The sequence below is a fragment of the Limimaricola variabilis genome, from assembly GCF_034371605.1.
Taxonomy (GTDB): Bacteria; Pseudomonadota; Alphaproteobacteria; order Rhodobacterales; family Rhodobacteraceae; genus Limimaricola; species Limimaricola variabilis.
This window is the reverse complement of the sequence record NZ_CP139691.1, coordinates 2,043,844-2,068,785: the sequence shown is the minus strand read 5'-3', so window position 1 is coordinate 2,068,785 and position 24,942 is coordinate 2,043,844. Positions and strand designations below refer to the sequence as shown.

Below are 24,942 nucleotides of genomic sequence, written 5' to 3'. Positions count from 1 at the left end.
TACTAAAACGGAAAACGCCGCCCCGGGGGGCGGCGCCTGAATGCCTGCAAGGCTGATGGGGATCAGACCCCGGCGTCGATGATCGCGCGGGCGAGAATCGGGATGGTGCGGTCGTTCAGACCGGCGATGTTCATCCGGCTGTCGCCGACCATGTAGATGCCGTGATCGTCGCGCAGCCGCGCCACCTGCTCGGGGCTGGCACCCAGCCGCGAGAACATGCCGCGATGCTGGGCCAGGAAGTCGAAGCGGTCGGAGTTCGACAGCTGCCGCAGCTCGGAGGCCAGCGCCTCACGCAGCCGCAGCATGCCGGTACGCACCTCTTCCAGCTCGGCCTGCCAGTCGGCGCGCAGCTCCGCGTCGCCGAGGATGGTCGAAACGATCCGCGCGCCGTGATCGGGCGGGAAGGAGTAGTTCTGCCGGTTCAGGTAGGACAGCGTGCCCTGCAGCGTGCGGGTCTGCGGCACGTCGCGGCCGATGGCGATCAGGATGCCGGTGCGCTCGCGGTAGATGCCGAAGTTCTTGGAGCAGCTGGCGGCGATGATCACCTCGTCGAGCGCGCCGGCGATCAGCCGGGTGGCGCTCGCATCGGCATCGAGCCCGTCGCCGAACCCCTGATAGGCGAGGTCGATCATCGGCACGAGATGGCGCGCCTTGAGCGTCGCCACGATCTCGTCCCATTGCTCGGGCGAGGGGTTGGCACCGGTCGGGTTGTGGCAGCAGCCATGCAGCAGCACCACGTCGCCGGGCTTGGCCTCGGAGAGGTCGGCCATCATGCCGGCCATGTCGAGGCCGCGCGTCTCGGCGTCGAAATAGCGGTAGTTGCGGGTCTTGGCGTCGAGATGCTTGAGGATCGACAAGTGGTTGGGCCAGGTCGGGTCGGAGACCCAGATCGTGGCCTCGGGCGAGGCCATGCCGATCATCTCGAAGGCCTGGCGCACCGCGCCGGTGCCGCCCGGCGTTGCCACGGCGGCGACGCGGTCGCGAGGCAGCGTGTCGGCCAGCACCAGGTCGATCATCGCGTCGGCGAAGGCCGGGTCGCCGGCCAGAGCGGTGTAGCTCTTGGTTTCCTCGGTCTGGAGCAGCCGGGCCTCGGCGGCCTTGACGGCCCGCATGATCGGGGTGCGGCCCGAAGCGTCCTTGTAGACGCCGACGCCGAGATCGATCTTCTCGTCGCGCGGATCGGCCTTGTAGGCGCTCATCAGCGCCAGGATCTTGTCGGCAGGCTGGTCGGTCAGGTTCTCGAACATGTTCATCCTTCGAGGTTGTCTTCGGCGGGGCCGGAAATCTTGGCGGGGCCGGTCTCGACCGGCAGGTCGGGGAACATGCCCCATTCGGACCAGGAGCCGTCATAAAGCTGGTGGTCGGTCTTGCCGATCCGCTCGAGCGCCAGCGACAGCACCGCCGCTGTCACGCCGGAGCCGCAGGTGGTGATCACCGGACGGTCGAGATCGACGCCCGCGCGGGCAAAGGCGGCGCGGATGCCGGGCTCGTCCTTCATCGTGCCGTCGGGGCGCAGCAACTCGCGGAAGAACAGGTTGCGCGAGCCGGGGATGTGGCCCGAGCGCAGCCCGGCACGCGGCTCCGGCGCGCCGCCCTCGAAGCGGGCGCTCGCGCGGGCGTCGATGATGACATGGCTGCCGAGCTTGACCGCGCGCGCCACCTCGGTGGCGTCGACGGCCATGTCGCGGCGCGGGTTGACGGTCAGGTGCCGGTCGCGCAGCGGCGTCGGCTCGGCGGTGAGCGGACGGCCCTCGGCGCGCCATTTCGGCAGCCCGCCATCGAGCACGGCGACCTCGTCCTTGCCCATTAGCCGGAACAGCCAGCGCACGCGCGCTGCCGAGAACAGCCCGGCGCCGTCATAGACGACGATGCGGTGGCCGTCGCCGACGCCCATGGCGCGCAGCCGGGCGACGAATTTCTCGGGCGGCGGTGCCATGTGGGGCAGGCCGCTGCGGTGGTCCGAGATGTCGTCGATGTCGAAATAGCGGGCGCCCGGGATATGCGCCGCGTCATATTCGGCGCGGCCGTCGCGGCCGGTATCCGGCAGGTACCAGGAGGCGTCGAGGATCCGCAGGTCGGGGTCACCGAGCCGCTCGGCCAGCCAGCGGGTCGAGACGAGCGTGCGGGGGTCGTCGGCGGTCTCGGGCATGCGTTACCTCGGGTCGGGGCGCTCGGGCGGAGGAGTAGACCCGTGGCCCGCCGGGTGCAAGCGGCCTAGATCCCCTCGCGCAGCAGCCGTTGCTTCTGCCGGCCCCAGTCGCGCTTGGCCTCGGTGGCGCGCTTGTCGTGCAGCTTCTTGCCCTTGGCGATGGCGATCTTGAGCTTCACCAGGCCGCGATCGTTGAAATACATCACCAGCGGCACGATGGTCATGCCCTCGCGCTGGGTGGCGTTCCACAGCCGTGCAAGCTCCTTGCGCGAGACCAGCAGCTTGCGCTTGCGCCGCTCCTCGTGGCCGAAGGTGCGGCCCGCATCATAGGGGGCGATATAGGCGTTGGTGAGCCACAGCTCGCCATCCTCGACAGCGGCATAGCTCTCGGCGATGTTGGACTGGCCGGTGCGCAGGCTCTTCACCTCGGAGCCCATCAGCTGGATGCCGCATTCGAGATCGCTCTCGATCGCATAATCGTAGCGCGCCCGCCGGTTCTCGGCGATCACCTTGTAATTCTTGTTCTGCTCTTTCTTGGCCATGCGCCCGATCTAGGGGCGCCACGCGCCCGAGTCCAGCGCGCCGCCGCCCTTCGCCATTCCCTGGAAGATGCGGAGCGCCCGGACACGGCCGGGCGCGGTGGGGTCAGTGGCCGATCAGCCCGGCATGGCGCAGCGCGTCCTTGATCGCGAGCCGGGTGCCCTCGAGCAGGGGGGTGAGCGGCGATCGCACCTCGTCGCGGCACAGGCCGAGCACCGACATCGCGTATTTCGCGCCCGCCACGCCAGGCTCCATGAAGATCGCCTCGTGCAGCGGCATCAGCCGGTCCAGCAGGTCGAGCGCGACGTCGTAGCGGCCCCGGAGCGTTGCTTCCTGGAACTCGGCGCAGAGCCGGGGCGCGACGTTGGCGGTGACCGAGATGCAGCCCCGACCGCCATGGGCGTTGAAGCCCAGCGCAGTGGCGTCCTCGCCCGAGAGCTGGATGAAATCGACGCCGCAATGGATCCGCTGCTTGGGCACGCGGCTCAGATCGCCGGTCGCGTCCTTCACGCCGACGATCATCGGGTGGCGGGCCAACTCGCCCATGGTGGTGGGCGTCATGTCGACCACCGAGCGGCCGGGGATGTTGTAGATCACGATCGGCAGGCCGCACTCGGCAGCGGCCATGAAATGCGCGACCAGCCCGCGCTGGGTCGGCTTGTTGTAGTAGGGCGTGACCACGAGCGCCGCGTCGGCACCGGCGGATTTCGCCGCTTCGACCAGGCGTACCGTCTCGGTGGTGTTGTTCGAGCCCGCGCCGGCGATCACCGGGATGCGGCCGGCGGCAGTCTTGACCACGGTCTCGACCACGAGATCGTGCTCTTCATGGGTGAGGGTGGGGCTTTCGCCGGTGGTGCCGACGGGCACGAGGCCGTGGCTGCCCTGATCGATGTGCCATTCGACCAGTTTCTTCAGCGTCTCGAGGTCCACCTGGCCATCTGCGAAGGGGGTGACGAGGGCCGGGAGAGATCCCTTGAACATGCGAGAAATCCTGAGTCGGGGGGATGAAAATCGCGCGGACCCTAGACGGGATTCCGCTGCTTGCCAAGTTTGTGAATTGCGCCTTAACTCTGTATACCTAGGTTGGCGCACCATGCCGAGAGACACGGAATCCCGGAGCAGCCACGCATGATGACGACCCCCCGATTCTCTACCGCACTCGCCACCGCGCTGGGCCTGTTGGCCGCGCCTGCGATGGCCGATATCGAAGCGGCTCTCGACGCCGCCGAACGTCGCGACTGGGCGCAGGCCAAGGCCGAGGCGGCGCCGCTGGGCGCCGTGGCGCTTGACCTCGTGGCCTGGGAGAAGCTGCGCGCCGGTGCCGGCGAGTGGCCCGATTACGCCGCCTTTGTCGGCGCGCATCCCGACTGGCCCCGGCTGTCCGAGATTCGCGCCGAGGGCGAGCGCGACATGCCCAAGGGCCTGCCGCCAGAGCAGGTCATCGCCTGGTTCGGCGACACGGCCCCCGAGACCGGCGAGGGCGCGGTGCGGCTGGCCGAGGCGCTGATGGCGCAGGGCAAGCCCGACGCCGCCCGCGAGATGCTGGTCGAAAGCTGGCTGACGCTGGGCCTCGACGGCACCGGACATGCCGCGATGATGGACGCCTTCGGCGACATCCTCGCCCCGCATCACGCCAAGCGGGTCGACGCCATGCTCTGGCGCTGGCGCATCACCGATGCCGAGCGCCTGTTCGACACGCTCTCGGCCGATGAGCGCAAGGTCGCCGAGGCCCGCGTGGCGCTGATCCGCGACCGCAACGCGGCGCAGATGCTCGGCCGCGTGCCCAAGCGGCTGCGCGACACGCCCGGCATCGCCAATGCCCGCTTCAACCGCTTCGCCGACAAGGGCGACTACACCGAGGCGCTCGAGATCATCGAGCGGCACACCGACAGCGAGAAGGCGCTGGGCGACCCGTTCCGCTGGGCCTCCTGGCGGGCGACGCTGGCGCGCTGGCTGATGCGGCAGGGCGAGGCCGAGCGGGCCTACAAGCTCGCCAGCCAGCATTTCCTCGAAGAGGGCAGCTTCTACGCCGATCTCGAATGGCTTGCGGGCTATATCGCGCTGACCTATCTCGACGATCCGGAAAAGGCGCTGACGCATTTCAAGCATCTCGAGAGCGACGTCGAGAGCCCGATCTCGCTGGCCCGCGCCGGGTACTGGCAGGGCCGCGCGCGGGAGGCCACGGGGGCCTACGACCAGGCGGCGCTCGACTATGCCCGCGCGGCGCTGCATCAGACCGCCTTCTATGGCCTGCTGGCCGCCGAGAAGCTCGGTCTGACGCTCGACCCGGCGCTGGCCGGGCACGAGCCGGTGGCCGATTGGCGGCAGGGCGACTTCCTCGAGGACGATCGGACCCAGGCGGTGACCTACCTGCTCGATGCCGGGCGGTATGGCGACGCGCTGCGCTTCGTGGTGGAGCTGGGCCGGTCTCTTGACCGCGAGGGCATCGCCCAGCTCGGGCGGATGCTGATGGAGCGCGACGAGACGCATCTGGCGCTGACGCTGGGCAAGGCCGCGGCCTACCGGCAGATCGTGATCCCCGAGATCTATTTCCCGCTGCATGCCCTCGCCGAGACCGAGATGCCGGTCGCCCCCGAGCTGGCGATGTCGATCGCGCGGCGCGAGAGCGAGTTCAACATCGGCGCGGGCAGCCCGGTGGGCGCCCTCGGGCTGATGCAGCTGATGCCCGCCACCGCCGAGGAGGTCGCGGGCTGGATGGGCTTGCCCTATTCCCGGGCCAAGCTGACCAGCGACTGGCGCTACAACGCCAAGCTCGGCTCGCGCTACCTCGCCTATCTCGAGGAGACCTTTGGCCAGAGCCCGGTGATGATCTCGGCGGGCTACAACGCAGGCGCCTCGCGGCCGCGCACCTGGATGGCCGAGCGCGGCGACCCGCGGATCGGGCAGGCGGACGTGGTCGACTGGATCGAGCACATCCCCTTCACCGAGACCCGCAACTACGTGATGCGGGTCAGCGAATCGATCCCGGTCTATCGCGCCCGGCTGACCGGCGAGACCGGGCCGGTGCGGTTCTCGGACATTCTCAACGGCAAGCCCCCCCATGTGCGGCCGCAGGCGCGGCAGGCCGATCTCGACACCATGCCGCCGGCCCCGGTGCCGCCGGCAGTCGAGGTCACGCCGCAGGGGCGCGCCTCGACCATGTCGATCTCGGATCTTGCGCCGCTGTCGATCGACGGGATCCGGCCGCCACAGCGCCCGGCCGAGTGATCACCCGGCCTGGCGGTGGGTGCGGACCAGCGTGAACACGCCCGCGCCCACCACGATCAGCGCGCCCAGCGCGACGTTGGGCGCGAGCGTCTCGCCGAAGGCCACGAGCCCCAGGCTGGCGGCAAAGGGCAGCTGCAGATAGGCGAAGGGCTGCACCGCCCCGGCCTCGGCCACTTCGTAGGTCTTGATCAGCAGGAAGTGTCCGCCGGCGCCGGTGACGCAAAGCAGCGCCATCACCGCCCAGTCCCATCCCATCAGCGGCTGCCAGTTGGGCAGGCCGATCACGGTCATCAGCACCGCGCCCGACACCCCCGTCCAGAAGAAGCTCGTGGCCGCCGCGTCGCGCCGCGCGACGTAGCGGGTAAGCAGCCCGTAAAGCGCGAACATCATCGCCGCGATCATCGGGAACAGCGCTGCGGGCGAAAAGACACCGAAGCCGGGCCGCAGGATCACCAGCACCCCCGCAAAGCCGATGCCGATGGCGACCCAGCGCCGCCAGCCTACGGATTCGCCCAGTACCGGACCCGACAGCGCGGCGATGAGCAGCGGGTAGACCGCGAAGATGGCGTGGCTTTCGACAAGGCCGAGATAGACGAAGCCGATCACCATCACGCAGATCTCGCCCGCCAGCAGCAGGCCACGGAAGGCCTGCAACAGCGGCTGGGAGGTGCGCGCGGCAGCCCGGACCGAGCCCTTCTGGTGGCGTGCGATGGCGATCACGAAGGCGGCGAAGAACCAGTAGCGGATCATCACCACCATGAAGACGTTGTAGTTCTCGGCCAGATAACGCGAGATCCCGTCCTGCATGGCGAAGACGAAGGTGGTGATCGTCATCAGCAGGATGCCGAGGCGGTTGTCGGTCCGCATCACAGGGGCCTCCGGGCGACGGTCATGTGGCGTTTGCGCCCGAAGCCCGGCGCCCGCGTGACCTCGAGCCCGGCGGCGGCCAGCGCCCGGCGGACATGGCCGGCGGCGGTGTAGCTCGCCAGCGTGCCGCCCGGCGCGGTATGGGCCGCGACTTCGGCCATCAGCGCGTCGCCCCACAGTTCGGGGTTCTTGGCCGGGGCAAAGCCGTCGAGGAACCACGCGTCGGCGAGGCCGTCATGCCCGGGCAGCGTCTCGCGCGCGTCGCCCCGGACGATCTCCAAGGTCACCACGCCGTCGAAGACATATGGCCCGGGGCCATCCTCCAGCGCCGCGACGAAGCGGGCCACGTAGGGGGCTAGCGTCGGAAACGCGGCGAGGGCCCGGGCTGTGTCGGCGGGCGTCATCGGAAAGGCCTCGAAGCTGGTAAAGCGCAGGGTGCCGCCCGACCGCGCCGCTTCCCAGGCTTCCCAAGCAGTGAGAAAGTTCAGCCCGGTGCCGAAGCCCGTTTCCATGATCCGGAAATCGCCGCCGAAGCGCTCCGGCAGGCCGTTGCCCGCCAGAAACACGTGCCGCGTCTCGGCCAGTCCGTCCTGAATCGAGAAGTAGGGATCGTCGAAGCGGGTCGAGACCGGGATGCGGTCGTCGCGCCACGAGAGCCCGGCCTGCTGGTCGTTCATGCGCGTCTGCCTTAGGTTGCGCCTTCGTGATGGCGAGGGCGGCGGTCGATGGCAAGCGTGGATCTGACGGTGATGGGGGCGGGGGCCTGGGGCCTTGCAGTCGCGGTGGCCTGCGCCCGTCGCGGTGCGCATGTGCGGGCGATCGACCCGGCGGGTCCGGCCGCCGGCGCCTCGGGCGGAATCGTCGGCGCGCTGGCGCCGCATGTGCCCGAGCAGTGGAACGACAAGAAGGCGTTCCAGCTCGAAGCGCTGCTGATGGCCGAGGCGTATTGGGCCGACATCGCGCGGCTCTCCGGCGCGGATCCCGGCTATGCTCGTACCGGCCGGCTGCAACCGCTCGCCGACGCGGCGGCGGTGGCGCGGGCCGAGGAACGCGCACGCGGCGCCGCCGATCTTTGGCAGGGACGGGCCGAATGGCGGGTGATCGCGGCCCATGAAGGCGGCTGGGGCGGCGACTGGGCGCCGGCGAGTCCAAGCGGCATGCTCGTGCACGACACGCTGACCGCCCGGCTGCATCCGCGCCGCGCGACACTGGCGCTCGCGGGCGCCTTTGAGACGCTGGGCGGCGAGATCGCGCGCGAGGGGCTGCCGGAAGGGCCGGTGGTCTGGGCCACGGGCGTCGCCGGGCTCGAAGAGATCTCGGCGCTGGCTGGCAAGACCGCCGGGACCGGCGTGAAAGGGCAGGCGGCGCTGCTTCGGGCGCGCGGCTTCGACGCCGCCGATATGCCCCAGCTCTTCGTCGACGGCCTGCACGCGGTGCCGCATGCCGATGGCACGGTGGGCATCGGATCGACCTCCGAGCGCGACTATGACGACGGCGCCGCGACCGATGCGCAACTCGACGAGCTGATCGCGCGGGCCCATGGGATTTGCCCTGCGCTGGCGGAGGCCGAGGTCGTCGCGCGCTGGGCCGGGGTGCGGCCCCGGGCGAGGAGCCGCGCGCCCATGCTGGGCAGCCATCCGTTCCGCGACAACGCCTTCATCGCCAATGGCGGCTTCAAGATCGGCTTCGGCCTCGCGCCGCTGGTGGGCGAGGTGATGGCGGATCTGGTGCTCGAAGGGCGCGACCGCATCCCCGAGGGCTTCCGACCCGAGGCCAGCCTCTGAGCAGCGCGGTGGGCATCTTGTCCCCTCTGTCCCGGCCCGGCATGGTCGGCCCGGGATCGGAGGAGATGAAGATGCGGCACGGTGGAAAGATTCTGGTGGATCAACTGGTCCGGCTCGGGGTGGAGCGGGTGTTCTCGGTCCCGGGCGAGAGCTTTCTGGCGGTGCTCGACGGCTTGCACGACGCCGAGATTGCCAACGTGGTCTGCCGCCAGGAAGGGGGCGCCGCGATGATGGCCGAGGCGCATGGCAAGCTGACCAGGCGGCCCGGCGTCGCCTTCGTCACCCGTGGCCCGGGCGCGACCAATGCCAGCGCCGGCGTGCATGTCGCCCGTCAGGACAGCACGCCGATGGTGCTCTTCGTCGGCCAGATCGCCCGCGCGGACCGCGACCGCGAGGCGTTCCAGGAGGTCGATTACCGCGCCATGTTCGCCCCGCTGGCGAAATGGGTGGCTGAAATCGACGACACCGCGCGGATCCCCGAATATGTCGGCCGCGCCTTCGAGGTGGCGATGTCGGGCCGCCCCGGCCCGGTGGTGCTGGCGCTGCCCGAGGACGTGCTGTCGGGCAGCGCCGAGGCGCGCGATCTCTCTCCCGCTCCCGAGCGGCTGGCCCCTGACCTGTCGGCGGCGGCGGCGCGGATCGTCGAGAGGCTAAGCCGGGCCGAACGCCCGCTCGTCGTGGTCGGCGGGCCGCACTGGTCGACAGAAGCCGCCGCCGATCTCGCGCGTTTCGCGCAGGCGCAGGGCCTGCCGGTGGCGGCGGGATTCCGGCGGCAGGACTACATGGACAACCGGCATCCGCATTACGCGGGCGACCTGAATGTCGGCATCAACCCGGCGCTGGCCGAGCGGGTGCGCGCTTCGGACGCGCTGCTGGTGCTCGGCTCGCGGCTGGGTGACATCGAGACACAAGGGTTTTCGCTGATCGACCCCGCCGGGCACGACAAGGCGCTGATCCACGTCCATGCCGATGCGGACGAGATCGGCCGGATCTGGCGGCCGGAGATCGCCGTCACGGCGCGGGCGCCCGAGATGGTGGCGGCGCTGGCAGCGCAGGAGCCGGCCGGTCCCGACAGGTCGGACTGGGTCGGCGCGGCGCGCCTGGGCTATGAGAGCTGGCTCACCCCGCGCGAGACGCCCGGCGCGGTCCGGTTGGAGAGCGTGGTCGGCTGGCTGTCGGAGAATCTGCCCGAGGACGCGATCCTCACCAACGGGGCGGGCAATTACGCCGGTTGGCTGCATCGCTACTTCCGCTTCAAGCAGCCCGGCACACAGCTTGCGCCGACCTCGGGCTCGATGGGCTACGGCTTTCCCGCCGCGATCGCGGCCTCGCTCGCGCATCCGGACCGCGCAGTGGTCTGCCTCGCCGGGGATGGCTGTTTCCAGATGACGCTCAACGAGATGTCGACCGCCATCCAGCACGGTGCCGCGCCGATCGTGATCGTCGCCAATAACGGCCGCTACGGCACGATCCGCATGCATCAGGAACGGCACTATCCGGGCCGGGTCTCGGGCACCGACCTTGCCAATCCGGATTTCGCCGCTTTGGCGCGGGCCTATGGCGGGCATGGTGAAACGGTCGAGCGCGACGAGGACTTCGCGCAGGCCTTCGAGCGGGCCCGTACGTCCGGTCGCCTCGCGGTGATCGAATTGCGGCTGGACCCGGCGGCGCTCTCGACCGGGCGGGATCTGGAATGAAGCCCGTACGCTCGCGCACAAAACATGGCTGCGACTGTCGTGGCTGTTCAAACCGATGAGGCGAACATATAGCTCAGTATCTTGGATAAGCAGTTGGACCGAATGACAGAGCTGACGGAACTGGACGGTGAGGCGGATCATCTGGAGCTGGTGCTCGCGGTAGGCGAGATCGGGCTGTGGAGTCTCGACACGACCACCGGACGGGCCTGGCGAAGTCTGCGGCACGACCGGATCTTCGGCTACGAGACCCTTCTGCCGTCCTGGAGCTATGACGATTTCCTGAACCATGTCGTCGAGGATGACCGCGAAAAGGTTGCTGCGACCTTCGGCGCGGCATTGCGCGACCGGACCAGCTGGTCCTTCGATTGCCGTATCCTGCGCGCCGATGGCGTGGTGCGCTGGATCGCCGCGCATGGTCGGCACCTAAGCGATCCCGAGACCGGCCATGTGCGGATCATCGGCCATGTGATCGACATCACCGAGAGCAAGGAAGCCGAGGAGCGGCTGCGCCTGCTGACCTCGGAGCTCAACCATCGCACGCGCAACATGCTCTCCGTGCTGCAGGGCATGGTGCGCATGTCGGCGCGCCGCGCGGAGTCGGTGACGGATCTGGAGCGCAGCCTGCTGGGTCGGATGGAAGCGCTGTCGCGCAGCCATGCGCTGACCGTGCAGCTCTCCGACAGCGCGCTCAGGGTCTCGGACGTGGTCGACAGCGCGATGTCGCCCTTCGCTCCCGAGCCGGACCGGTTCTCGATGAGCGGTGCCACCGGCGCGACGCTGGAGCCCAAGATCGCCGAAAGCCTGTCGCTGGCGCTCTACGAACTGACCACCAACGCCATCAAGTACGGGGCGCTCAGCAACGAGACCGGCCGCGTGTCGGTCGAGGTGAGCCGACTGGCCCCGGGCCGTGCCCGCGTCGTCTGGCGCGAGAGTGGCGGGCCAAGGGTGACGGCGCCCGAGCGGTCCGGCTTCGGCTCGACTCTGCTGCGCTCGATCCTGCGCGCCGAGGAGGGCGAGGTCCGGGTCGATTTCGCCGAAGAGGGCGTGGTCTGCACGATCGAGCTGCCGGTCGGCCAGGACGCCGCCGAGAGCGAGCGCGCGACCCAGGGCGAGGCCCGCCTCGCCGGACGGCGGGTGATGGTGGTCGAGGACGAGTTCCTGATCGCGATCTCGCTGGAGATGGCGCTGGGCGAGCAGGGCGCGCTGGTCGAGGGGCCGTTCACGAAGCTAGACGACGCGCGCCGCGCGGTGTCGAGCCGGCCCGACGCGGCGGTGCTCGACGTGCGGTTGGGCAGCGATTCGAGCCTGCCGCTGGCCCGCGACCTCGCGGCACTCGGCGTGCCGTTGCTCTTCGTCACCGGCAATGTCGACGGCGAGGAGCTCAAGCAGGAGTTCCCGCGCGCGCAGGTGCTTTCCAAGCCGGTCAGCGAGGATCGCGTCGTGGCCGAGCTGAAGCGGCTGATCGAGCGGCCTGACTGAGCCGGATCGCGGGAGGGGTCAGAACTCGACCCCTCTTTGCGCCTTGATGCCCGAGCGGAAGGGGTGCTTCATCAACTCCATCTCGGTGACGAGATCGGCCGCCTCGATCAGGTCCTCATGCGCGTTGCGGCCGGTTAGCACGACATGCGTCATCTCGGGCTTCTCCTCGCGCAGGAAGGCCACCACCTCCTCGATGTCGAGATACTCGTAGCGCAGCGCGATGTTGATCTCGTCGAGCAGTACCATGCGGATCTCGGGGTCGCGGATCAGCTCCTTGGCCTTCTCCCAGGCGGCCTGGGCCATCTCGGTGTCGCGGGTGCGGTCCTGGGTCTCCCAGGTGAAGCCTTCGCCCATGGTGTGGAACTGGCAGACATCGGAGAAGCGCGACAGGATCAGGTCACGCTCGCCGGTGGACATCCCGCCCTTGATGAACTGCACCACCGCGCAGGGCATCTCGTGGGCGATGCAGCGGAAGATCATGCCGAAAGCGGCCGACGACTTGCCCTTGCCCTTGCCGGTATGGACGATGACCAGGCCCTTTTCGTCGGTCTTCGTGGCCATGATCTTGTCGCGCGCGGCCTTCTTCTTGGCCATCTTGGCGGCGTGGCGGTCGGTATCGTCGGTCATGGCATGGCTCCTCTTCGGGCCGCCAGACTGCGCCGCCCGGGCGCGGCGCGCAACCCGTCAGCCGGCGAGAAGCGCGACCAGCCATGGCGCCAGCAGCGGCGCGATCAACGCCGTCAGTAGCGCGTTCAGCCCCATGCCGATGCCCGCGAAAGCGCCCGCCGTCTCGTTGACCTGAAACGCCCGCGCCGTGCCGATGCCATGCGCCGCGACACCGACCGCGAGGCCGCGCGCGCGCCAGTCGCGGATGCGGAACAGGTTCAAGAGCGGCGTCGCCACGACCGCGCCGGTGATGCCGGTGATGATCACCAGCACCGCCGTCAGGTTGGGCGCGCCGCCGATCGTCTCGGATACGCCGAGGGCCACCGGCGCGGTCACCGATTTCGGCGCCAGCGACAGCAGCGTCTCGCCCCTCAGCCCGAAGGCGGCGCCGATGCCGACCGCCGTGACCAGCGCCGTCACCGACCCCGCCGCCAGCGCCGTCAGCATCGGCCAGAAAGCCGAGCGGATCAGCCGCAGATTGGCATAAAGCGGCACGGCGAGCGCCACGGTGGCCGGCCCGAGCATGAAATGCACGAATTGCGCGCCCTCGAAGTAGTTCTGATAGGGCGTGCCGGTGAGCCGCAGCAGCACCGCCAAGAGCGCCACCGCCACCAGCACCGGGTTCACCAGCGGCTTTCGCCCGGCGCGACGAAAGGCGAGATCGCCGAGGCTGTAGGCGACCAGCGTCGCGGTGAGCCACAGCAGCGGATCCTGGCGCAGATAGGTCCAGATCTCGGCCGGATCGGCGGGGGTCATTCCGAAACTCCGGTCAGCCGCGCTACCGCGAGGAAGACATAGACGCCGGCCATGATCGCCGCGATGGTCGATAGAAGCAGCGCCGCGATCAGCGCCACGCCATGCTGGCCCAGCGTGTCGAGATGGCCGACCACGCCGACGCCCGCCGGCACGAAGAGCAGCGACAGGTGCGACAGCAGCCCGGAGGTCGTCGGGGCGATCCGCTCGGCCAGCTTCGGACGCAGGATCAGCGCCGCGAACAGCAGCGCCATGCCGATGACCGGGCCCGGGACCGGCAGGCCGAGGCCCCTTGCCGCGACCTCTCCCACGAGCTGGCAGGCGAGCAGGACGACGAGGTTGACGATCATGGGGCCTCCGGGCGCTTGGGTGCCCTCACTCTGGAGCCGCGAGGCGCCCCGTCAAGCGTGCGGGCCTTCGGGCCACGGCTCGACCGTCAGTTCCGGCCAGCAGGACTTCTGCCGCGCTGCCTTCGCCTCATGGGTCGCGCGATTGGGCAGGATCGGGTTCGGCACCAGTCGCATCGCGAAGATGTCCTCGAGGCCATGGGGCGCATAGATGTCGAAGCCGTCATCGGCGCGCAGCCGCATGCCAAGACAATGGGTGCGCGACGCGAAATGGTCGATCCCCTCGCGGCTGTTGGCATAGTCGGGACAGGCATGGCCGAAATGGTCGCGATACCATAGCGGCACGCGGGCCTGGTTGCGGATCTCGACCGGCGGGGCTGGGGCGAAGAGCGGCGCGGCGCGACGGATCACGCGGTCCTCGGCCGCCCAGCTGGTATCAGGGTCGAAATAGAACAGGTCGATATCCTTGACCCCGTGCAGCGCCGAGCGCCCGGTGAGCGCGTTCCACACCGCGCCGTAGAGCGCGCCCGAGACGATCCACCAATCGGGCAGGTCGAGCGCGCGGCCCGCACGGAAGGCGGCCATGAGCTCCGGCGTAGCGCGGATGATCCCGACCAGCCGTTCCTGAAGCGCCTCGCTCACCGCAGCGCCTCGATCCGGGCGCGGGCCGAGTTAGAGCGCGGCTGCCACAGTCCGCGATCGATCGCCTCCTGCAGCCGTTCGGCGATCTCCTTCAACGCGGGCGGGTTGTGCTCGGCGATGAAGTCGCGCGTGTCCTCGTCGGCCAGTACCGCCTCTTCGACAAGGTCGAAATGATGGTTCTTCACCGCCCGCGTGGTGGCCGCGAAGGCAAAGAGGTAGTCGACGGTCGCCGCGATCTCGAAGGCGCCCTTGTAGCCGTGCCGCTTCACGCCATCGATCCATTTGGGGTTCACCACGCGAGAACGGACGACGCGGGCGATCTCCTCGTCGAGGCTGCGGATCACCGGTCGCTCGGGGCGGGAATGGTCGTTGTGATAGATCGGGCGTTCGCGTCCCTGAAGCGATGCCACCGCCGCCGCGGCGCCGCCCTCGAACTGGTAGTAGTCGTCCGAATCGAGGATGTCGTGCTCGCGGTTGTCCTGGTTCTGGACGATCGCCTCGACCTGACCCAGCCTTGCGGCAAAGCCCGCGCGGTCGGCTTCGCCCTCCTGACCCGCGCCATAGGCATAGCCGCCCCAGTCGAGATAGGCGGCACCGAGATCTGCGCGGTCGTTCCAGATGCGCTCGTCGATCAGCGCCTGCAGCCCCGCGCCATAGGCGCCCGGCTTGGAGCCATAGACCCGGGCGGGGCTTTCGCCCGCGCGAATGCGGGCCGCGGCGGGGTTGGTCTCCTCGGGCTCGTCGAGCGCCTGCACGGCGCGGGCCGCGCTGTCGACCAGCGCCACGAGCTGCGGAAAGGCGTCGCGGAAGAAGCCCGAGATGCGCAGGGTCACGTCGACGCGGGGGCGGCCGAGCACGCCCTCGGGCAGCACCTCGAAGCCGGTTACGCGGCGGTTGGCGCTGTCCCATGTGGGCTTCACCCCCATAAGCGCAAGCGCCTGCGCGATGTCGTCGCCGCCGGTGCGCATGTTAGCGGTGCCCCAGGCGGTGACCAGCATCGCGCGCGGCCAGTCGCCGTGATCCTGCAGGTGCTTTTCGATCAGCAGGTTCGCGGATTTCCAGCCCAGCGCCCAGGCGGTGGGTGTCGGCACGGCGCGCGCATCCACGGAGTAGAAGTTGCGCCCGGTCGGCAGCACGTCGGGCCGACCGCGCGTCGGCGCGCCCGAAGGGCCCGGTGCCACGGCGCGGCCATCGAGCCCGGTCAGCAGGCCCCGGCCCTCGGCCGGGCCGCAAGCGGCGATGGCGGGGCGGAGCCTGGTCTCGATCTCGTCCAGAACGGCAGCCGAGGCGGGGCCGGGGGAAGGGGACCTGCCGTCGAGCAGCCGCTGGCACAGCTCCTCCAGTCGCTCCACCGTGTCGCCATGGCTGCGCCAGCTGCCTTCGCCGGAGAGCGTCTCGGGGCGCGGGCCGGTCCAGCTTGCGGCCATGTCGCAATCGAGCGGGTCGAAGTCCAGTGACAGGTCACCGGCCAGCGCCCGCAGCAGCGACGCGCCGCCCGGATGCGTGCCGCGTGGCACCCGCGCCAGCGCGATGGCCAGATCGCGCTCCTGACGCCCCTCGGGGGACTGGCCGAAGACATGCAGCCCGTCGCGGATCTGCGCCTCCTTCAGCTCACACAGGAAGGCATCGAGCTTGGCGAGGTCGGTGTCGGCCTGGCCCGAAAAGCCCGCATCCGAAGCGAGCCCCGTAGCCTCGGCAAGGCTCAGGATCTCGCGCCGCAGATGGGTGATGCGGCGTGGATCGACGCCCGCCGCCTCGTAATATTCATCCACCAGCGCCTCGAGATCGCGCAGCGGGCCATAGCTCTCGGCGCGGGTCAGCGGTGGCGTCAGGTGGTCGATCACCACCGCCTGCGCGCGCCGCTTGGCCTGCGTGCCCTCGCCGGGATCGTTGACGATGAAGGGATAGAGATGCGGCGTAGCGCCCAGCGCGATCTCGGGCCAGCAGGTCTCGGAGAGCGCCACCGCCTTGCCCGGCAGCCATTCGAGGTTGCCATGCTTGCCCATGTGAACCACCGCGTCCGCGCCCCAGCGATGCCGCAGCCAGAAATGGAAGGCGAGGTAGTGATGCGGTGGCACGAGGTCGGGCGAGTGGTAGGTCTCGGTCGGGTCGATATTGTAGCCGCGCGCCGGCTGCAGGCCGACCACGGCGTTGCCGAAGCGGTGCAGCGAAAGGGCAAAGCCCTCGGCGGTCAGGAAGGGGTCGTCGCCCGGCGGGCCCCAGCGGTCGAGGATCTGGCTCTTGGCGGCCCAGGGGAGGTCGCCGAAATACCGCTCGTATTCCTCCAGCGGCAGCACCTCGCCGCCTTCGCGCGCGGCGCGGTCGGTGAGCCAGTTGGTCGGGCCCGCCATCAGCCGGTCCATCAGCGCCTGCGCGTCCTCGGGCAGATCCGCAACCGTGTAGCCCGCGCCTTGCATCAGCTTGAGCGCGTGGACCGTGGCGGCAGGGGTGTCGAGACCGACGCCATTGGCCAGCCGTCCGTCCTTGTTGGGGTAGTTGGCGAGAACCAGCGCCACCTTGCGCGCAGTGGCTGGCGTCTCGCGCAGCCGCGCCCAGCGCGCGGCCAGCTCGGCCACGAAGCTGATCCGGTCGGCGCGCGGTTGCCAGGTGGCGACGCGACATTGCGTGACCTCGTCGAAGAAGGCCTCGCCCTTGAAGCCGATGGCGCGGCTCAGGATGCGGCCGTCGACCTCGGGCAAGGCCACGTTCATGGCGATGTCGCGGGCGGACAGGCCGGCCAGCCCCTCTTCCCAACTCTCCTCGCTGCTCGAGGCCAGAACGATCTGGAACACCGGGGCGCCGTTGGCCTCGGGTGCTGCCAGCGGGTTCGGCGCGCCATCCTCCGAGGCCGTGGCGCCACCGGTCGCAAAGCTGGTGGCATTCAGGATCACCGAGGGTGGGGCCACCTCCATCAGCCCGGCCAGCGTGTCGCGCGAGACCGGGTCCTTGAGCGATGCCACGAAGAGCGGCAGCGGGTTCAGGCCCTGTCGCAGCAGCGCGCGCACCAGCCGGTCGATCGGCGCGAGCTGACCGCCCTGCAGCAAAGCGCGGTAGAAGACGACCGGCACCACCGGGGCGCCGTCTGTCCATGCGTCCCGGAGCTTTTCCAGATCGGCGATACCCAGGCCGGGCCAGTAGAGCCCGGCGCGCAGCAGCGGGCGGGCGGCCTGTGGCGGTTCGGTGCCGTCGAGCATGTGTTTCGCATAGCCGAGGAAGGCGCGCGCGTTCTCGGGGCCGCCCTCCACGAGATAGGCCCAGAGCGCGTCGTAATCCGCAGGTCTCACGGTCGACAATTCGCGCAGCTCGGGGTCGGGCTTGTCGTCGCCCGGCAGGGCGACGAAGGGCACGCCCGCCTCGGCGAGCCGCGCTGCGTATTGTACGAGGCCGTATTTCCAGTAGCCGGAGCCGCCCAGAACCCGGGCCACGACGAGGCGGGATCCGGTGGCGCAGTCGTCGAGATGCAGGTCGACCGACATCGGGTGCTGCAGGTGCATCAGGCTCGCCAGCCGCAGCTCCGGCGCGTCCGTCATCTGCGCCCGCGCCGCGCTCAGCGCGGCGAGTTCGGTGTCGGCGGCGGAGATGACGACGAGATCGCCGGGCGTCTGGCCGAGATCGACGGCCTCGGTGCCGTCGGAGACGGTGCCCGGCGTGGCGGCGAGAAGATGCATGGCGGCCCTTTCGTGAACGCTTGCGAAGCCCCGCGCGTTGGGGCAGGGAACGGCACCCCCCAGTTACAGGAGCGGATGATGGATTACAGCAAGTCGGGCGGGCCGCGTCAGGGCCGCAACGCGCCCAAGCACCGCGAGCACAACGAGCGCGGCACCGCGAAGACCCCCTATGACAAGCGTGACGACAAGGCCGAGCTGCTTAAGCGCATGAAGGACGCCGCGAAGAAGGCGGCCGGGAAAGCGCCCGACCCCAAGGGCTGAGGTCACAGCCGCTTCTCCATGAAGACGCTCGACCCGTTCTCGACATAATCGCCGAACGGGCCCCGTACGGCGAAGCCATGCCTTGCATAGAGACGATGGGCGGCGGCCAGCCTGTCGCCCGTCTCCAGCCGGATCAGCGGCAGCGCCTCTTCGCGCGCGGCCCGTTCCAACCGGTCGAGTAGGGCCGCGCCGATCCCGCGTCCGCGCGCCGCCTCGGCCACGAAGACCGATTTCAGCTCGCCGTATTCCGGTTTCACGTGAAGCGCGCCGCAGCCCAGCGGCGTGTCGCCGTCATAGGCCGCGAAGAAGCGGATATCGGCGGCCTCAAGGGCTTCTATGGCCAGGAAGTGGTTTTCCTCCGGCGGGTAGAGAGAGCGCATCAGCGCCTGGCTCGCCTCGATCAGCGCGCGCGGACCGGGATCGGTCGCGCGCGCCCGCTTCACCTCGACGCTCATGCCGCCAGCGCGGCCTCGATCGCCGCGCGGTCCAGCCCCGCCTCGCCGATCACCACGAGCCGCGTCTCACGCGGGTCACTACCGAAGGGCCGGTCGAAATGCGTGTCGACGCGGGGGCCCACCGCCTGCAGCGTCAGCCGCATCGGTTTGCCCGCCACCGCGACGAAGCCCTTGAGGCGCAGGATGTCATGCGCGCGGATCACCTTGGCGACCTGCGCGGCGAAGGCCTTCGGATCGCTCACCTCCGGCCGGGTGACGACGAAGCTCTCGAACTCGTCATGGCCATGGTGATGCGCGGCGTCGTGATGATCGTCATCCTCGTCGTCGTGATCGTGGTGATGATGCACCTCGTGGCGCGCCTCCATGTCGGCCTCGGCGGCCGCGCCCTGACCCAGCAGCACTTCGACGGGAAGCGCGCCCATCGTGGCACGCACCACCTGCACGCCCTCGCGGGCCTCCGCCTTCAGCTTGGCGGCCAGCGCCTCGGCCTCGGCAGGCTCCAGCAGGTCGGTCTTGTTGACCACGATCATGTCGGCGGCGGCGATCTGGTCCTCGAACAGCTCCGAGAGCGGCGTTTCGTGGTCGAGGCCGTCATCGGCGGCGCGCTGGGCGTCGACCGCGGCGACGTCATGGGCGAACCGACCCTCGGCCACCGCCTCCCCGTCGACCACGGTGACGACGCCGTCGACGGTGACGCGGGTCGAGATGCCGGGCCAGTTGAAGGCGCGGATGAGCGGCTGCGGCAGCGCGAGGCCGGAGGTCTCGATCACGATGTGGTCGACCGGCTCGTCGCGGTCGAGCAGCTTCTCCATGGTCGGGATGAAGTCGTCGGCCACGGTGCAGCAGATGCAGCCATTCGACAGCTCGACCACGTCCTCGTCGCGGCAGTTCTCGATGCCGCATCCCTTGAGGATGCCGCCATCGACGCCGAGATCGCCGAACTCATTGATCACGAGCGCGATGCGCTTGCCCTTGGCGTTCTCGAGTAGATGACGGATCAGTGTGGTCTTTCCGGCGCCGAGAAAGCCGGTGACGACGGTAGCGGGGATCTTGGCGGGCATCGGGTTCTTCCGTTACTGGTCGGCGTGACGACGCCGGGGGTGGACATGGACCGCATCACGATCTGCGCGACCTGCGCCGCGCCGGGCATGGCGCCCAGCGGAGGGGCTCTGGCCGATGCGGTGCGCGTCGGGCTGCGCGAGGGGGTCGAGCTGCGGCTCGTCGATTGCCTGAATGTCTGCCATTCGCCCGTCGCCCTGTCGATCCGGGGCCATGGCAAGACGGCCTATCTCTTCGCGGGGGTGGATCCGGCCACGCAGGCGGCCGAGATCCGAAAGCTTGCCGATCTCTATGCCGAGACCGAGTCCGGCGACATCGCGGATGCGCGGCCGCTGGGGCAGCTCCGACATTGCCTGATCGGGCGCATCCCGGGCTAGGCCCGCTGCGCCTCGCGCGACCAGATCCAACCGGCCGCCAGCCCGAGAAAGGCCCATGCGGCCGCCGAGACGCCCAGCGCGCGGGTCGAGAACAGCGCTGCCAGTTCCGGCGCGGCGGCGCCGAAGTATCGATCGAGATGCGGCGCGCCGATCAGATGCGGCGCGGCGATCAACGCGATCCCGCCCGCGAGCCAGGCAGTGCCACGGCCAAAGGCCATCAGGGCGAGCCCCAGCGCCGTCGCGACCACGGTGAAGGCCCACCAGGTCTGGCGCTCGGTGATCTCGGCGGCGACGGTGCCGGGAAGCTCGGGCGGCAGCCCGAAGCTCGGCGCCAGCGCCACGGCCGTGAAACCGCCCAGCCCCCACAAGAGGCCGCGCCGCGCATCGACCGCGACACCTCGCCGGGCCGCGAGCGCGAAGCCTGCCGCTAGCACGAAGCCGAAGCCGATCCAGCCCACGATGTTGATGGCGAGCGTGCCCATGTGCCGCCCGAGCGCGTCGCCCAGCGGCGGCGCGCCTGCGTCGGAGCCGACATAGCCATCGGTGAAATGCGCCCGCGCGCCGGTCTCGTAGAGTTCGGCTTCCAGCAGGAGGGGCACGACGAACCACAGCTGCAGAAGTGCGGCGAGCACGCCTGCGGCCAGGCCAGCGAACAACGCGCTGGCCCCGATCTGTTTCAGCATGTCGATGCGATCAGTGGCAGGGGAAGCCGGTGGCGTGGCGCGAATCATGGGCCACGTCATGCATGCCGCCGGCGTGGCTGAAGCCCGCGGCGAAGATCAGCCCGAGGCCGAGCACGGCAGCAAAGGCGATGGTGGCGATGTCGGAAAGCGCGCCCGAGGAAGCGATGGTCTTGGTCGTCATATCAAATCTCCTGTCCCGTCCACCCGACGGGGTCATGGGTTTCGTCATGCAGGCCGGTCTCCTGGCTCGCGGGTCGCGGCATCCCTCCACCTTCCCGGGCTTTGCCCAGTGGCTACGGAGGGACGCTCACCGCTCACAGTCGCGGGGGCGGCTGCGGCAGGGGGCCTCCTGACTGGATCGGCCCCTTCCGCATTCCCGATTTCCTCCCCTCGGGCGCTTCGCGCCGCATCGGGGAACCTTGCTCCCCCGTTTTGCGCGCCCGCACCCCGTCGCGTCAAGCGTCAAGGTGAGGGCCTTCGCCGGGGCAAACGCGGCGGAACCCTGCGCGCCAAGGGCCGCGCGCGTTGACTTCGCGGCCGCCTTTCCCGCATAGCGCCGCGACCACGAGCGCGAATGAGGGCGGCGTCATGCGATTCTCCCGGCTGCGGCTGAACGGCTTCAAGAGCTTCGTCGACCCGACCGATCTGGTGATCGATGACGGGCTCACCGGCGTGGTCGGTCCGAATGGCTGCGGCAAGTCGAACCTGCTGGAGGCGCTGCGCTGGGTGATGGGCGAGAACCGCCCCACCGCGATGCGCGGGGGCGGCATGGAGGACGTGATCTTTGCCGGTGCCGCCACCCGGCCCGCGCGCAACCATGCCGAGGTCACGCTCTCGATCGACAATGCCGAGCGGTTGGCACCGGCCGCCTTCAACGATGCCGACACGCTCGAGATCGTGCGCCGGATCACCCGCGACATCGGGTCGGCCTACCGGCTCAACGGCAAGGAAGTGCGCGCCCGCGACGTGCAGATGCTCTTCGCCGACGCTTCGACCGGTTCGCAGTCGCCGGCGCTGGTCCGGCAGGGGCAGATCGCCGAACTGATCAATGCCAAGCCGACGGCCAGGCGCCGCATCCTCGAAGAGGCGGCGGGCATCTCCGGTCTCTACCAGCGCCGTCACGAGGCCGAGCTGAAGCTGCGCGGCGCCGAGGCGAACCTCGCCCGCGTCGACGACGTCGTCGAAAGCCAGGCGGCGCAGCTCGCGACCCTGGCGCGGCAGGCCCGCACGGCGGCACGCTACCGCGAGATCGGCACGGCGCTGCGCGCGGCCGAGGGGCTGCTGCTCTGGTTGCGCTGGAACGCCTCCGAGACGATGCGCCGCGCCGCCGAGGAGGAACTGCGCGAGCTCGCACAGGCCGCCGCCCGCGCCGATGCCCAGGCGGGCAAGTCGGTCGCTGTGCGTGCCGAAGCCGAGGCGGCGCTGCCGCCGCTGCGCGAGGAGGCGACGGTGGCCAATGCCGTCCTGAACCGCCAGGAGGCCGAACGCGACCGGCTGCTCGACCAGGAAAAGCGCGCGCGCGGCGCGATCCGCGCGCTCGGCGCGCGGATCGAACAGATCGACCGCGACATGGAGCGCGAAGGCGTGCTCGACCGTGACGCCGGCGAGACGATGGGCGCGCTGGAGGCCGAGGCCGCCGAGCTGGCGCAGGCCGGCCAGGGCCACGAGGCGCGGCTCGCCCAAGCCGAGGAGGCCGCGCTTGAGGCGGGCGAGATCCTGTCCGAGGCGGAGCGCGCCCAGGGCCAGCGCACCGAGGACACCGCCCGGCTTTCGGCCCGGCACCAGTCGGCGCAGCGCATGGTGGCCGAGGCCCGCGCGCGCATCGCCAAGAGTGCCGAAGCCGCAAGCGAGGCCAAGGCGCAGCTCGATCAGGCCGGCACGGCGGCGACGCAGGCCGGTGCGGCGCTGGGCCGGGCCGCCGAGGCGGAGCGGGCCGCGAGAGAGGCTGCCGAGGCCGCCGAGCGCGACCTTGCCCAAGCCGAGACCGCCCGCGCCGAGGCACAATCGGCCGAGGCGGAGACGCGTGCTGCGCGTTCTGGCGTCGAAGGCGAGGCCAAGGCGCTGCGCGCCGAGGTTGCCGGTCTCGCCCGGCTGGTCGAGCGCAGCGGCAGCGAGGGCACGCAGCTTCTGGACATGCTCAAGGTCGAGCCGGGCTTCGAGAAGGCGCTGGGCGCGGCGCTGGGCGACGAGCTGAAGGCACCGGTGGTGGATGCACGCGGCGCGACCGGTTGGGCCGAGCTGCCCGGCTACGACGCCGATCAGCCGCTGCCCGAGGGCACCGCGCCGCTGGCGCACGCCGTGCACGCCCCGGGACTTCTGGGCCGCAGGCTCGCGCAGGTCGGCGTGGTGACGCGCGACGAAGGCGCGGCGCTGCAGGGCCGCCTGAAGCCCGGTCAGCGGCTGGTAAGCCGCGAAGGCGACCTGTGGCGCTGGGACGGCTATCGCGCCGGGGCCGAGGATGCCCCCTCGGCGGCGGCGCTGAGGCTGGAGCAGATGAACCGGCTGGCGGCACTGCGCGGCGAGTTGGAGGTGGTCGAGGCCCGGCTCGAGGAGCTGGTCGACGCCCATGCCGACGCCGCGGCCGCGCTCGAACAGGCCCGCGAGACCGATGCCGCCGCCCGCGCCGCGCGCCGCGCCGCCGAGACCGCACTGTCGGAAGCCGCGCGCGCGCTCAGCCGTGCCGAGGGGGAGAAAGGCCGGGCCGAATCCCGCCGCGACGCCGCCGCCGAGGCGATGGCGCGCCACGAGGCTGAGGGTCGGGCAGGGCGCGAGGCGCTGGTCGAGGCCGAGGCCGGGTTGCGCGATCTCGACGATCTCGACGCCGCGCGGGCGCGGGTCGAGCAGGGGCGCCAGCTCGTCGAGGCCGCGCGGATCACCATGATCACCCGCCGTTCCGAGGCGGACGAGATCCGTCGGACCGGCGAGGCGCGGACGCGCCGCGCCGAGGCAGTGGCGCGCGAGCTCGACGGCTGGCGCCAGCGGGCCGAGACGGCGCGCGGCCGGATGGCCGAGCTGACCGCGCGGCGGTCCGAGACCGAGGCCGAACTGGAGCGCGCCAGTGCCCGGCCGGATGCGATCTTCGCCGAACGCCGCAAGCTCGACGCCGACATCGCGCAGGCCGAAGCGCGCCGCGACGCCGCCACCGAGGCGCTGCGCGCGGCCGAGGGCGCGCTGGCCGATGCACAGGCCGCCGAGCGGGCGGCCGAACGCGCCGCGTCGGAAGCGCGCGAGCGCCGCGCCGCCTCCGAGGCGCGGGCCGAGGCCGCGCGGCAGGCGGTGACCCAGGCTGCCGAGCGGATCACCGAGACGTTGGAAACTACCCCCGAGGCGCTGTTTGAGACGCTGGAGATCGGCGCGCTCGCGCCGCCGCCCGCCGAGGAGGTCGAGGCCAAGGTCGCGCAGCTGCGGCGCCAACGTGATGCGCTGGGCTCGGTCAACCTGCGCGCCGAAGAGGATGCCGAGGCGATCCGCGCCGAGCATGACGGGCTGGTCAGCGAAAAGGCCGATCTCGAAGAGGCGATCCGCACGCTGCGCCAAGGCATCGGCAGCCTCAACCGAGAAGGGCGCGAGCGCCTTCTCGCGGCCTTTGACCAGGTGAACGAGAATTTCGGCACGCTGTTCACCCATCTCTTCGGCGGCGGAGAAGCGCGGCTCACCTTGGTCGAGAGCGACGACCCGCTCGAGGCCGGGCTCGAGATCCTGTGCCAGCCGCCGGGCAAGAAGCTCAGCGTGCTCTCGCTGCTGTCGGGCGGCGAACAGACGCTGACCGCGCTGGCGCTCATCTTCGCGGTGTTCCTCGCCAACCCGGCGCCGATCTGCGTGCTCGATGAGGTCGACGCGCCGCTCGACGACGCCAACGTGACCCGTTTCTGCGATCTGCTGGACGAGATGACCCGCCGCACCGACACGCGGTTCCTGATCATCACCCACCACGCGGTGACGATGGCCCGGATGGACCGTCTCTATGGCGTCACCATGGGCGAGCAGGGGGTGAGCCAGCTGGTTTCGGTCGATCTGCGCAAGGCCGAGCAGATGGTCGCCTGAGGCGCAATCTTTCCGGAGCGAAGCATCTCGTGATGGCGGAACGCAAAGAGAACGCTTGAGAAAATAACCCGCATTTGGCAAGACTTCCCCCTGCCGCGACACATCGCGGCGAGGGGAGGTGATATGTATTGACCGAAGCCCGCTACCGTAAGTGGATGGTGGTCGTCGCGGTGGCAACACTGCTGGTGAGCGTCGTCCGTCTCTGGGTCGGGAAGTAAGCCCGGCAAAGAGAAACCCCGCAGA

Annotated in this window: 22 protein-coding genes and 1 riboswitch; of the genes, 7 read left to right on the top strand and 15 right to left on the bottom strand. The window is 70.2% G+C overall.

The features are described from left to right. Positions 1 to 62 precede the first annotated feature (62 nt). The 4 genes from T8T21_RS10265 to dapA all read right to left on the bottom strand — a co-directional run bounded on the left by T8T21_RS10265 (position 63) and on the right by dapA (position 3,670). The gene (locus T8T21_RS10265; protein WP_183470588.1) at positions 63 to 1,247 is read right to left on the bottom strand and encodes an amino acid aminotransferase; all 1,185 of its coding nucleotides are present in this window, start codon (positions 1,245 to 1,247) and stop codon (positions 63 to 65) included. 2 nt (positions 1,248 to 1,249) lie between these two features. After that, a complete protein-coding gene (sseA, locus tag T8T21_RS10260) occupies positions 1,250 to 2,149 on the bottom strand; it encodes a 3-mercaptopyruvate sulfurtransferase (RefSeq protein ID WP_322335520.1) in 900 nt (299 codons plus the stop codon). A 65-nt stretch (positions 2,150 to 2,214) separates the two neighbouring features. Continuing rightward, a complete protein-coding gene (gene smpB, locus T8T21_RS10255) occupies positions 2,215 to 2,691 on the bottom strand; it encodes an SsrA-binding protein SmpB (RefSeq protein ID WP_183470590.1) in 477 nt (158 codons plus the stop codon). Positions 2,692 to 2,794: 103 nt separating this feature from the next. Then, on the bottom strand, positions 2,795 to 3,670 hold the full coding sequence (gene dapA, locus T8T21_RS10250; protein ID WP_183470591.1) for a 4-hydroxy-tetrahydrodipicolinate synthase: 876 nt from the start codon (positions 3,668 to 3,670) through the stop codon (positions 2,795 to 2,797). A gap of 147 nt (positions 3,671 to 3,817) precedes the next feature. Between dapA and T8T21_RS10245 the strand changes: the two genes are divergently transcribed. After that, on the top strand, positions 3,818 to 5,917 hold the full coding sequence (locus T8T21_RS10245; protein ID WP_322335519.1) for a lytic transglycosylase domain-containing protein: 2,100 nt from the start codon (positions 3,818 to 3,820) through the stop codon (positions 5,915 to 5,917). Here the strand turns inward: T8T21_RS10245 and T8T21_RS10240 are convergent, their stop codons facing one another. Together T8T21_RS10240 and mnmD are read right to left on the bottom strand one after the other, a co-directional pair. After that, positions 5,918 to 6,784, bottom strand: coding sequence for a DMT family transporter (locus T8T21_RS10240; protein WP_322335518.1), 867 nt, complete (start codon positions 6,782 to 6,784; stop codon positions 5,918 to 5,920). After that, entirely contained in the window at positions 6,784 to 7,461 is a 678-nt protein-coding gene (mnmD, locus tag T8T21_RS10235) for a tRNA (5-methylaminomethyl-2-thiouridine)(34)-methyltransferase MnmD (RefSeq protein ID WP_322335517.1), read from the bottom strand. Before mnmD ends, T8T21_RS10240 begins: the two co-directional genes overlap by 1 nt. 48 nt (positions 7,462 to 7,509) lie before the next feature. On the opposite strand from mnmD, the gene T8T21_RS10230 reads away from it, so the two are divergent. The 3 genes from T8T21_RS10230 to T8T21_RS10220 all read left to right on the top strand — a co-directional run bounded on the left by T8T21_RS10230 (position 7,510) and on the right by T8T21_RS10220 (position 11,744). After that, positions 7,510 to 8,568 carry an NAD(P)/FAD-dependent oxidoreductase gene (locus T8T21_RS10230; protein ID WP_322335516.1) on the top strand — a complete coding sequence of 353 codons (1,059 nt, stop codon included), beginning with the start codon at positions 7,510 to 7,512 and terminating at the stop codon, positions 8,566 to 8,568. Positions 8,569 to 8,639: 71 nt separating this feature from the next. Then, complete coding sequence (locus T8T21_RS10225) at positions 8,640 to 10,265, top strand: thiamine pyrophosphate-binding protein (protein ID WP_322335515.1); 1,626 nt, start codon at positions 8,640 to 8,642, stop codon at positions 10,263 to 10,265. Positions 10,266 to 10,367: 102 nt separating this feature from the next. Next, positions 10,368 to 11,744, top strand: coding sequence for an HWE histidine kinase domain-containing protein (locus T8T21_RS10220; protein ID WP_322335514.1), 1,377 nt, complete (start codon positions 10,368 to 10,370; stop codon positions 11,742 to 11,744). 18 nt (positions 11,745 to 11,762) lie between these two features. On the opposite strand, the gene cobO is transcribed toward T8T21_RS10220, so the two are convergent. Genes cobO through cobN form a run of 5 tightly spaced genes read right to left on the bottom strand, consistent with a single transcriptional unit; the run spans position 11,763 to position 17,820 of the window. Beyond that, positions 11,763 to 12,371, bottom strand: coding sequence for a cob(I)yrinic acid a,c-diamide adenosyltransferase (gene cobO / locus T8T21_RS10215; RefSeq protein WP_322335513.1), 609 nt, complete (start codon positions 12,369 to 12,371; stop codon positions 11,763 to 11,765). Between the two features lie 57 nt (positions 12,372 to 12,428). Continuing rightward, on the bottom strand, positions 12,429 to 13,166 hold the full coding sequence (locus T8T21_RS10210) for an LrgB family protein (RefSeq protein ID WP_322335512.1): 738 nt from the start codon (positions 13,164 to 13,166) through the stop codon (positions 12,429 to 12,431). Next, positions 13,163 to 13,513 carry a CidA/LrgA family protein gene (locus T8T21_RS10205; protein WP_322335511.1) on the bottom strand — a complete coding sequence of 117 codons (351 nt, stop codon included), beginning with the start codon at positions 13,511 to 13,513 and terminating at the stop codon, positions 13,163 to 13,165. The genes T8T21_RS10210 and T8T21_RS10205 overlap by 4 nt, the downstream gene beginning before the upstream one ends. Positions 13,514 to 13,564: 51 nt before the next feature. After that, positions 13,565 to 14,152, bottom strand: coding sequence for a nucleotidyltransferase family protein (locus T8T21_RS10200; RefSeq protein WP_322335510.1), 588 nt, complete (start codon positions 14,150 to 14,152; stop codon positions 13,565 to 13,567). Next, complete coding sequence (gene cobN / locus T8T21_RS10195; RefSeq protein WP_322335509.1) at positions 14,149 to 17,820, bottom strand: cobaltochelatase subunit CobN; 3,672 nt, start codon at positions 17,818 to 17,820, stop codon at positions 14,149 to 14,151. Before cobN ends, T8T21_RS10200 begins: the two co-directional genes overlap by 4 nt. 78 nt (positions 17,821 to 17,898) lie before the next feature. On the opposite strand from cobN, the gene T8T21_RS10190 reads away from it, so the two are divergent. Further along, complete coding sequence (locus T8T21_RS10190; RefSeq protein WP_183470612.1) at positions 17,899 to 18,081, top strand: hypothetical protein; 183 nt, start codon at positions 17,899 to 17,901, stop codon at positions 18,079 to 18,081. Between the two features lie 2 nt (positions 18,082 to 18,083). Here T8T21_RS10190 and T8T21_RS10185 read toward each other — a convergent pair whose 3' ends face one another. After that, positions 18,084 to 18,536, bottom strand: a complete 453-nt coding sequence (locus T8T21_RS10185) for a GNAT family N-acetyltransferase (protein ID WP_322335508.1) — start codon at positions 18,534 to 18,536, stop codon at positions 18,084 to 18,086. Further along, complete coding sequence (cobW, locus tag T8T21_RS10180; RefSeq protein WP_322335507.1) at positions 18,533 to 19,597, bottom strand: cobalamin biosynthesis protein CobW; 1,065 nt, start codon at positions 19,595 to 19,597, stop codon at positions 18,533 to 18,535. Before cobW ends, T8T21_RS10185 begins: the two co-directional genes overlap by 4 nt. Positions 19,598 to 19,642: 45 nt before the next feature. On the opposite strand from cobW, the gene T8T21_RS10175 reads away from it, so the two are divergent. Next, on the top strand, positions 19,643 to 19,972 hold the full coding sequence (locus tag T8T21_RS10175; RefSeq protein ID WP_322335506.1) for a DUF1636 family protein: 330 nt from the start codon (positions 19,643 to 19,645) through the stop codon (positions 19,970 to 19,972). On the opposite strand, the gene T8T21_RS10170 is transcribed toward T8T21_RS10175, so the two are convergent. Both T8T21_RS10170 and T8T21_RS10165 read right to left on the bottom strand, forming a co-directional pair. Next, positions 19,969 to 20,655, bottom strand: a complete 687-nt coding sequence (locus tag T8T21_RS10170) for a CbtA family protein (protein WP_322335505.1) — start codon at positions 20,653 to 20,655, stop codon at positions 19,969 to 19,971. The two genes, T8T21_RS10175 and T8T21_RS10170, sit on opposite strands and share 4 nt — an antisense overlap. Before the next feature lie 10 nt (positions 20,656 to 20,665). Then, the gene (locus T8T21_RS10165) at positions 20,666 to 20,836 is read right to left on the bottom strand and encodes a CbtB domain-containing protein (RefSeq protein WP_183470622.1); all 171 of its coding nucleotides are present in this window, start codon (positions 20,834 to 20,836) and stop codon (positions 20,666 to 20,668) included. 34 nt (positions 20,837 to 20,870) lie between these two features. Continuing rightward, positions 20,871 to 21,092: riboswitch (cobalamin riboswitch) on the bottom strand. A gap of 151 nt (positions 21,093 to 21,243) precedes the next feature. Here T8T21_RS10165 and T8T21_RS10160 point away from each other — a divergent pair. Then, positions 21,244 to 24,699: a chromosome segregation SMC family protein gene (locus T8T21_RS10160; protein ID WP_322335504.1), complete on the top strand. Its 3,456-nt coding sequence runs from the start codon at positions 21,244 to 21,246 to the stop codon at positions 24,697 to 24,699. Positions 24,700 to 24,942: the final 243 nt, after the last annotated feature.

What these genes read in the sequence shown, in the direction of transcription:
- T8T21_RS10265 (WP_183470588.1), bottom strand. Translation starts at nt 1,247, where the DNA reads ATGTTCGAGAACCTGACCGACCAGCCTGCCGACAAGATCCTGGCGCTG.
- sseA (WP_322335520.1), bottom strand. Translation starts at nt 2,149, where the DNA reads ATGCCCGAGACCGCCGACGACCCCCGCACGCTCGTCTCGACCCGCTGG.
- smpB (WP_183470590.1), bottom strand. Translation starts at nt 2,691, where the DNA reads ATGGCCAAGAAAGAGCAGAACAAGAATTACAAGGTGATCGCCGAGAAC.
- dapA (WP_183470591.1), bottom strand. Translation starts at nt 3,670, where the DNA reads ATGTTCAAGGGATCTCTCCCGGCCCTCGTCACCCCCTTCGCAGATGGC.
- T8T21_RS10245 (WP_322335519.1), top strand. Translation starts at nt 3,818, where the DNA reads ATGATGACGACCCCCCGATTCTCTACCGCACTCGCCACCGCGCTGGGC.
- T8T21_RS10240 (WP_322335518.1), bottom strand. Translation starts at nt 6,784, where the DNA reads ATGCGGACCGACAACCGCCTCGGCATCCTGCTGATGACGATCACCACC.
- mnmD (WP_322335517.1), bottom strand. Translation starts at nt 7,461, where the DNA reads ATGAACGACCAGCAGGCCGGGCTCTCGTGGCGCGACGACCGCATCCCG.
- T8T21_RS10230 (WP_322335516.1), top strand. Translation starts at nt 7,510, where the DNA reads ATGGCAAGCGTGGATCTGACGGTGATGGGGGCGGGGGCCTGGGGCCTT.
- T8T21_RS10225 (WP_322335515.1), top strand. Translation starts at nt 8,640, where the DNA reads ATGCGGCACGGTGGAAAGATTCTGGTGGATCAACTGGTCCGGCTCGGG.
- T8T21_RS10220 (WP_322335514.1), top strand. Translation starts at nt 10,368, where the DNA reads ATGACAGAGCTGACGGAACTGGACGGTGAGGCGGATCATCTGGAGCTG.
- cobO (WP_322335513.1), bottom strand. Translation starts at nt 12,371, where the DNA reads ATGACCGACGATACCGACCGCCACGCCGCCAAGATGGCCAAGAAGAAG.
- T8T21_RS10210 (WP_322335512.1), bottom strand. Translation starts at nt 13,166, where the DNA reads ATGACCCCCGCCGATCCGGCCGAGATCTGGACCTATCTGCGCCAGGAT.
- T8T21_RS10205 (WP_322335511.1), bottom strand. Translation starts at nt 13,513, where the DNA reads ATGATCGTCAACCTCGTCGTCCTGCTCGCCTGCCAGCTCGTGGGAGAG.
- cobN (WP_322335509.1), bottom strand. Translation starts at nt 17,820, where the DNA reads ATGCATCTTCTCGCCGCCACGCCGGGCACCGTCTCCGACGGCACCGAG.
- T8T21_RS10190 (WP_183470612.1), top strand. Translation starts at nt 17,899, where the DNA reads ATGGATTACAGCAAGTCGGGCGGGCCGCGTCAGGGCCGCAACGCGCCC.
- T8T21_RS10185 (WP_322335508.1), bottom strand. Translation starts at nt 18,536, where the DNA reads ATGAGCGTCGAGGTGAAGCGGGCGCGCGCGACCGATCCCGGTCCGCGC.
- cobW (WP_322335507.1), bottom strand. Translation starts at nt 19,597, where the DNA reads ATGCCCGCCAAGATCCCCGCTACCGTCGTCACCGGCTTTCTCGGCGCC.
- T8T21_RS10175 (WP_322335506.1), top strand. Translation starts at nt 19,643, where the DNA reads ATGGACCGCATCACGATCTGCGCGACCTGCGCCGCGCCGGGCATGGCG.
- T8T21_RS10170 (WP_322335505.1), bottom strand. Translation starts at nt 20,655, where the DNA reads ATGCTGAAACAGATCGGGGCCAGCGCGTTGTTCGCTGGCCTGGCCGCA.
- T8T21_RS10165 (WP_183470622.1), bottom strand. Translation starts at nt 20,836, where the DNA reads ATGACGACCAAGACCATCGCTTCCTCGGGCGCGCTTTCCGACATCGCC.
- T8T21_RS10160 (WP_322335504.1), top strand. Translation starts at nt 21,244, where the DNA reads ATGCGATTCTCCCGGCTGCGGCTGAACGGCTTCAAGAGCTTCGTCGAC.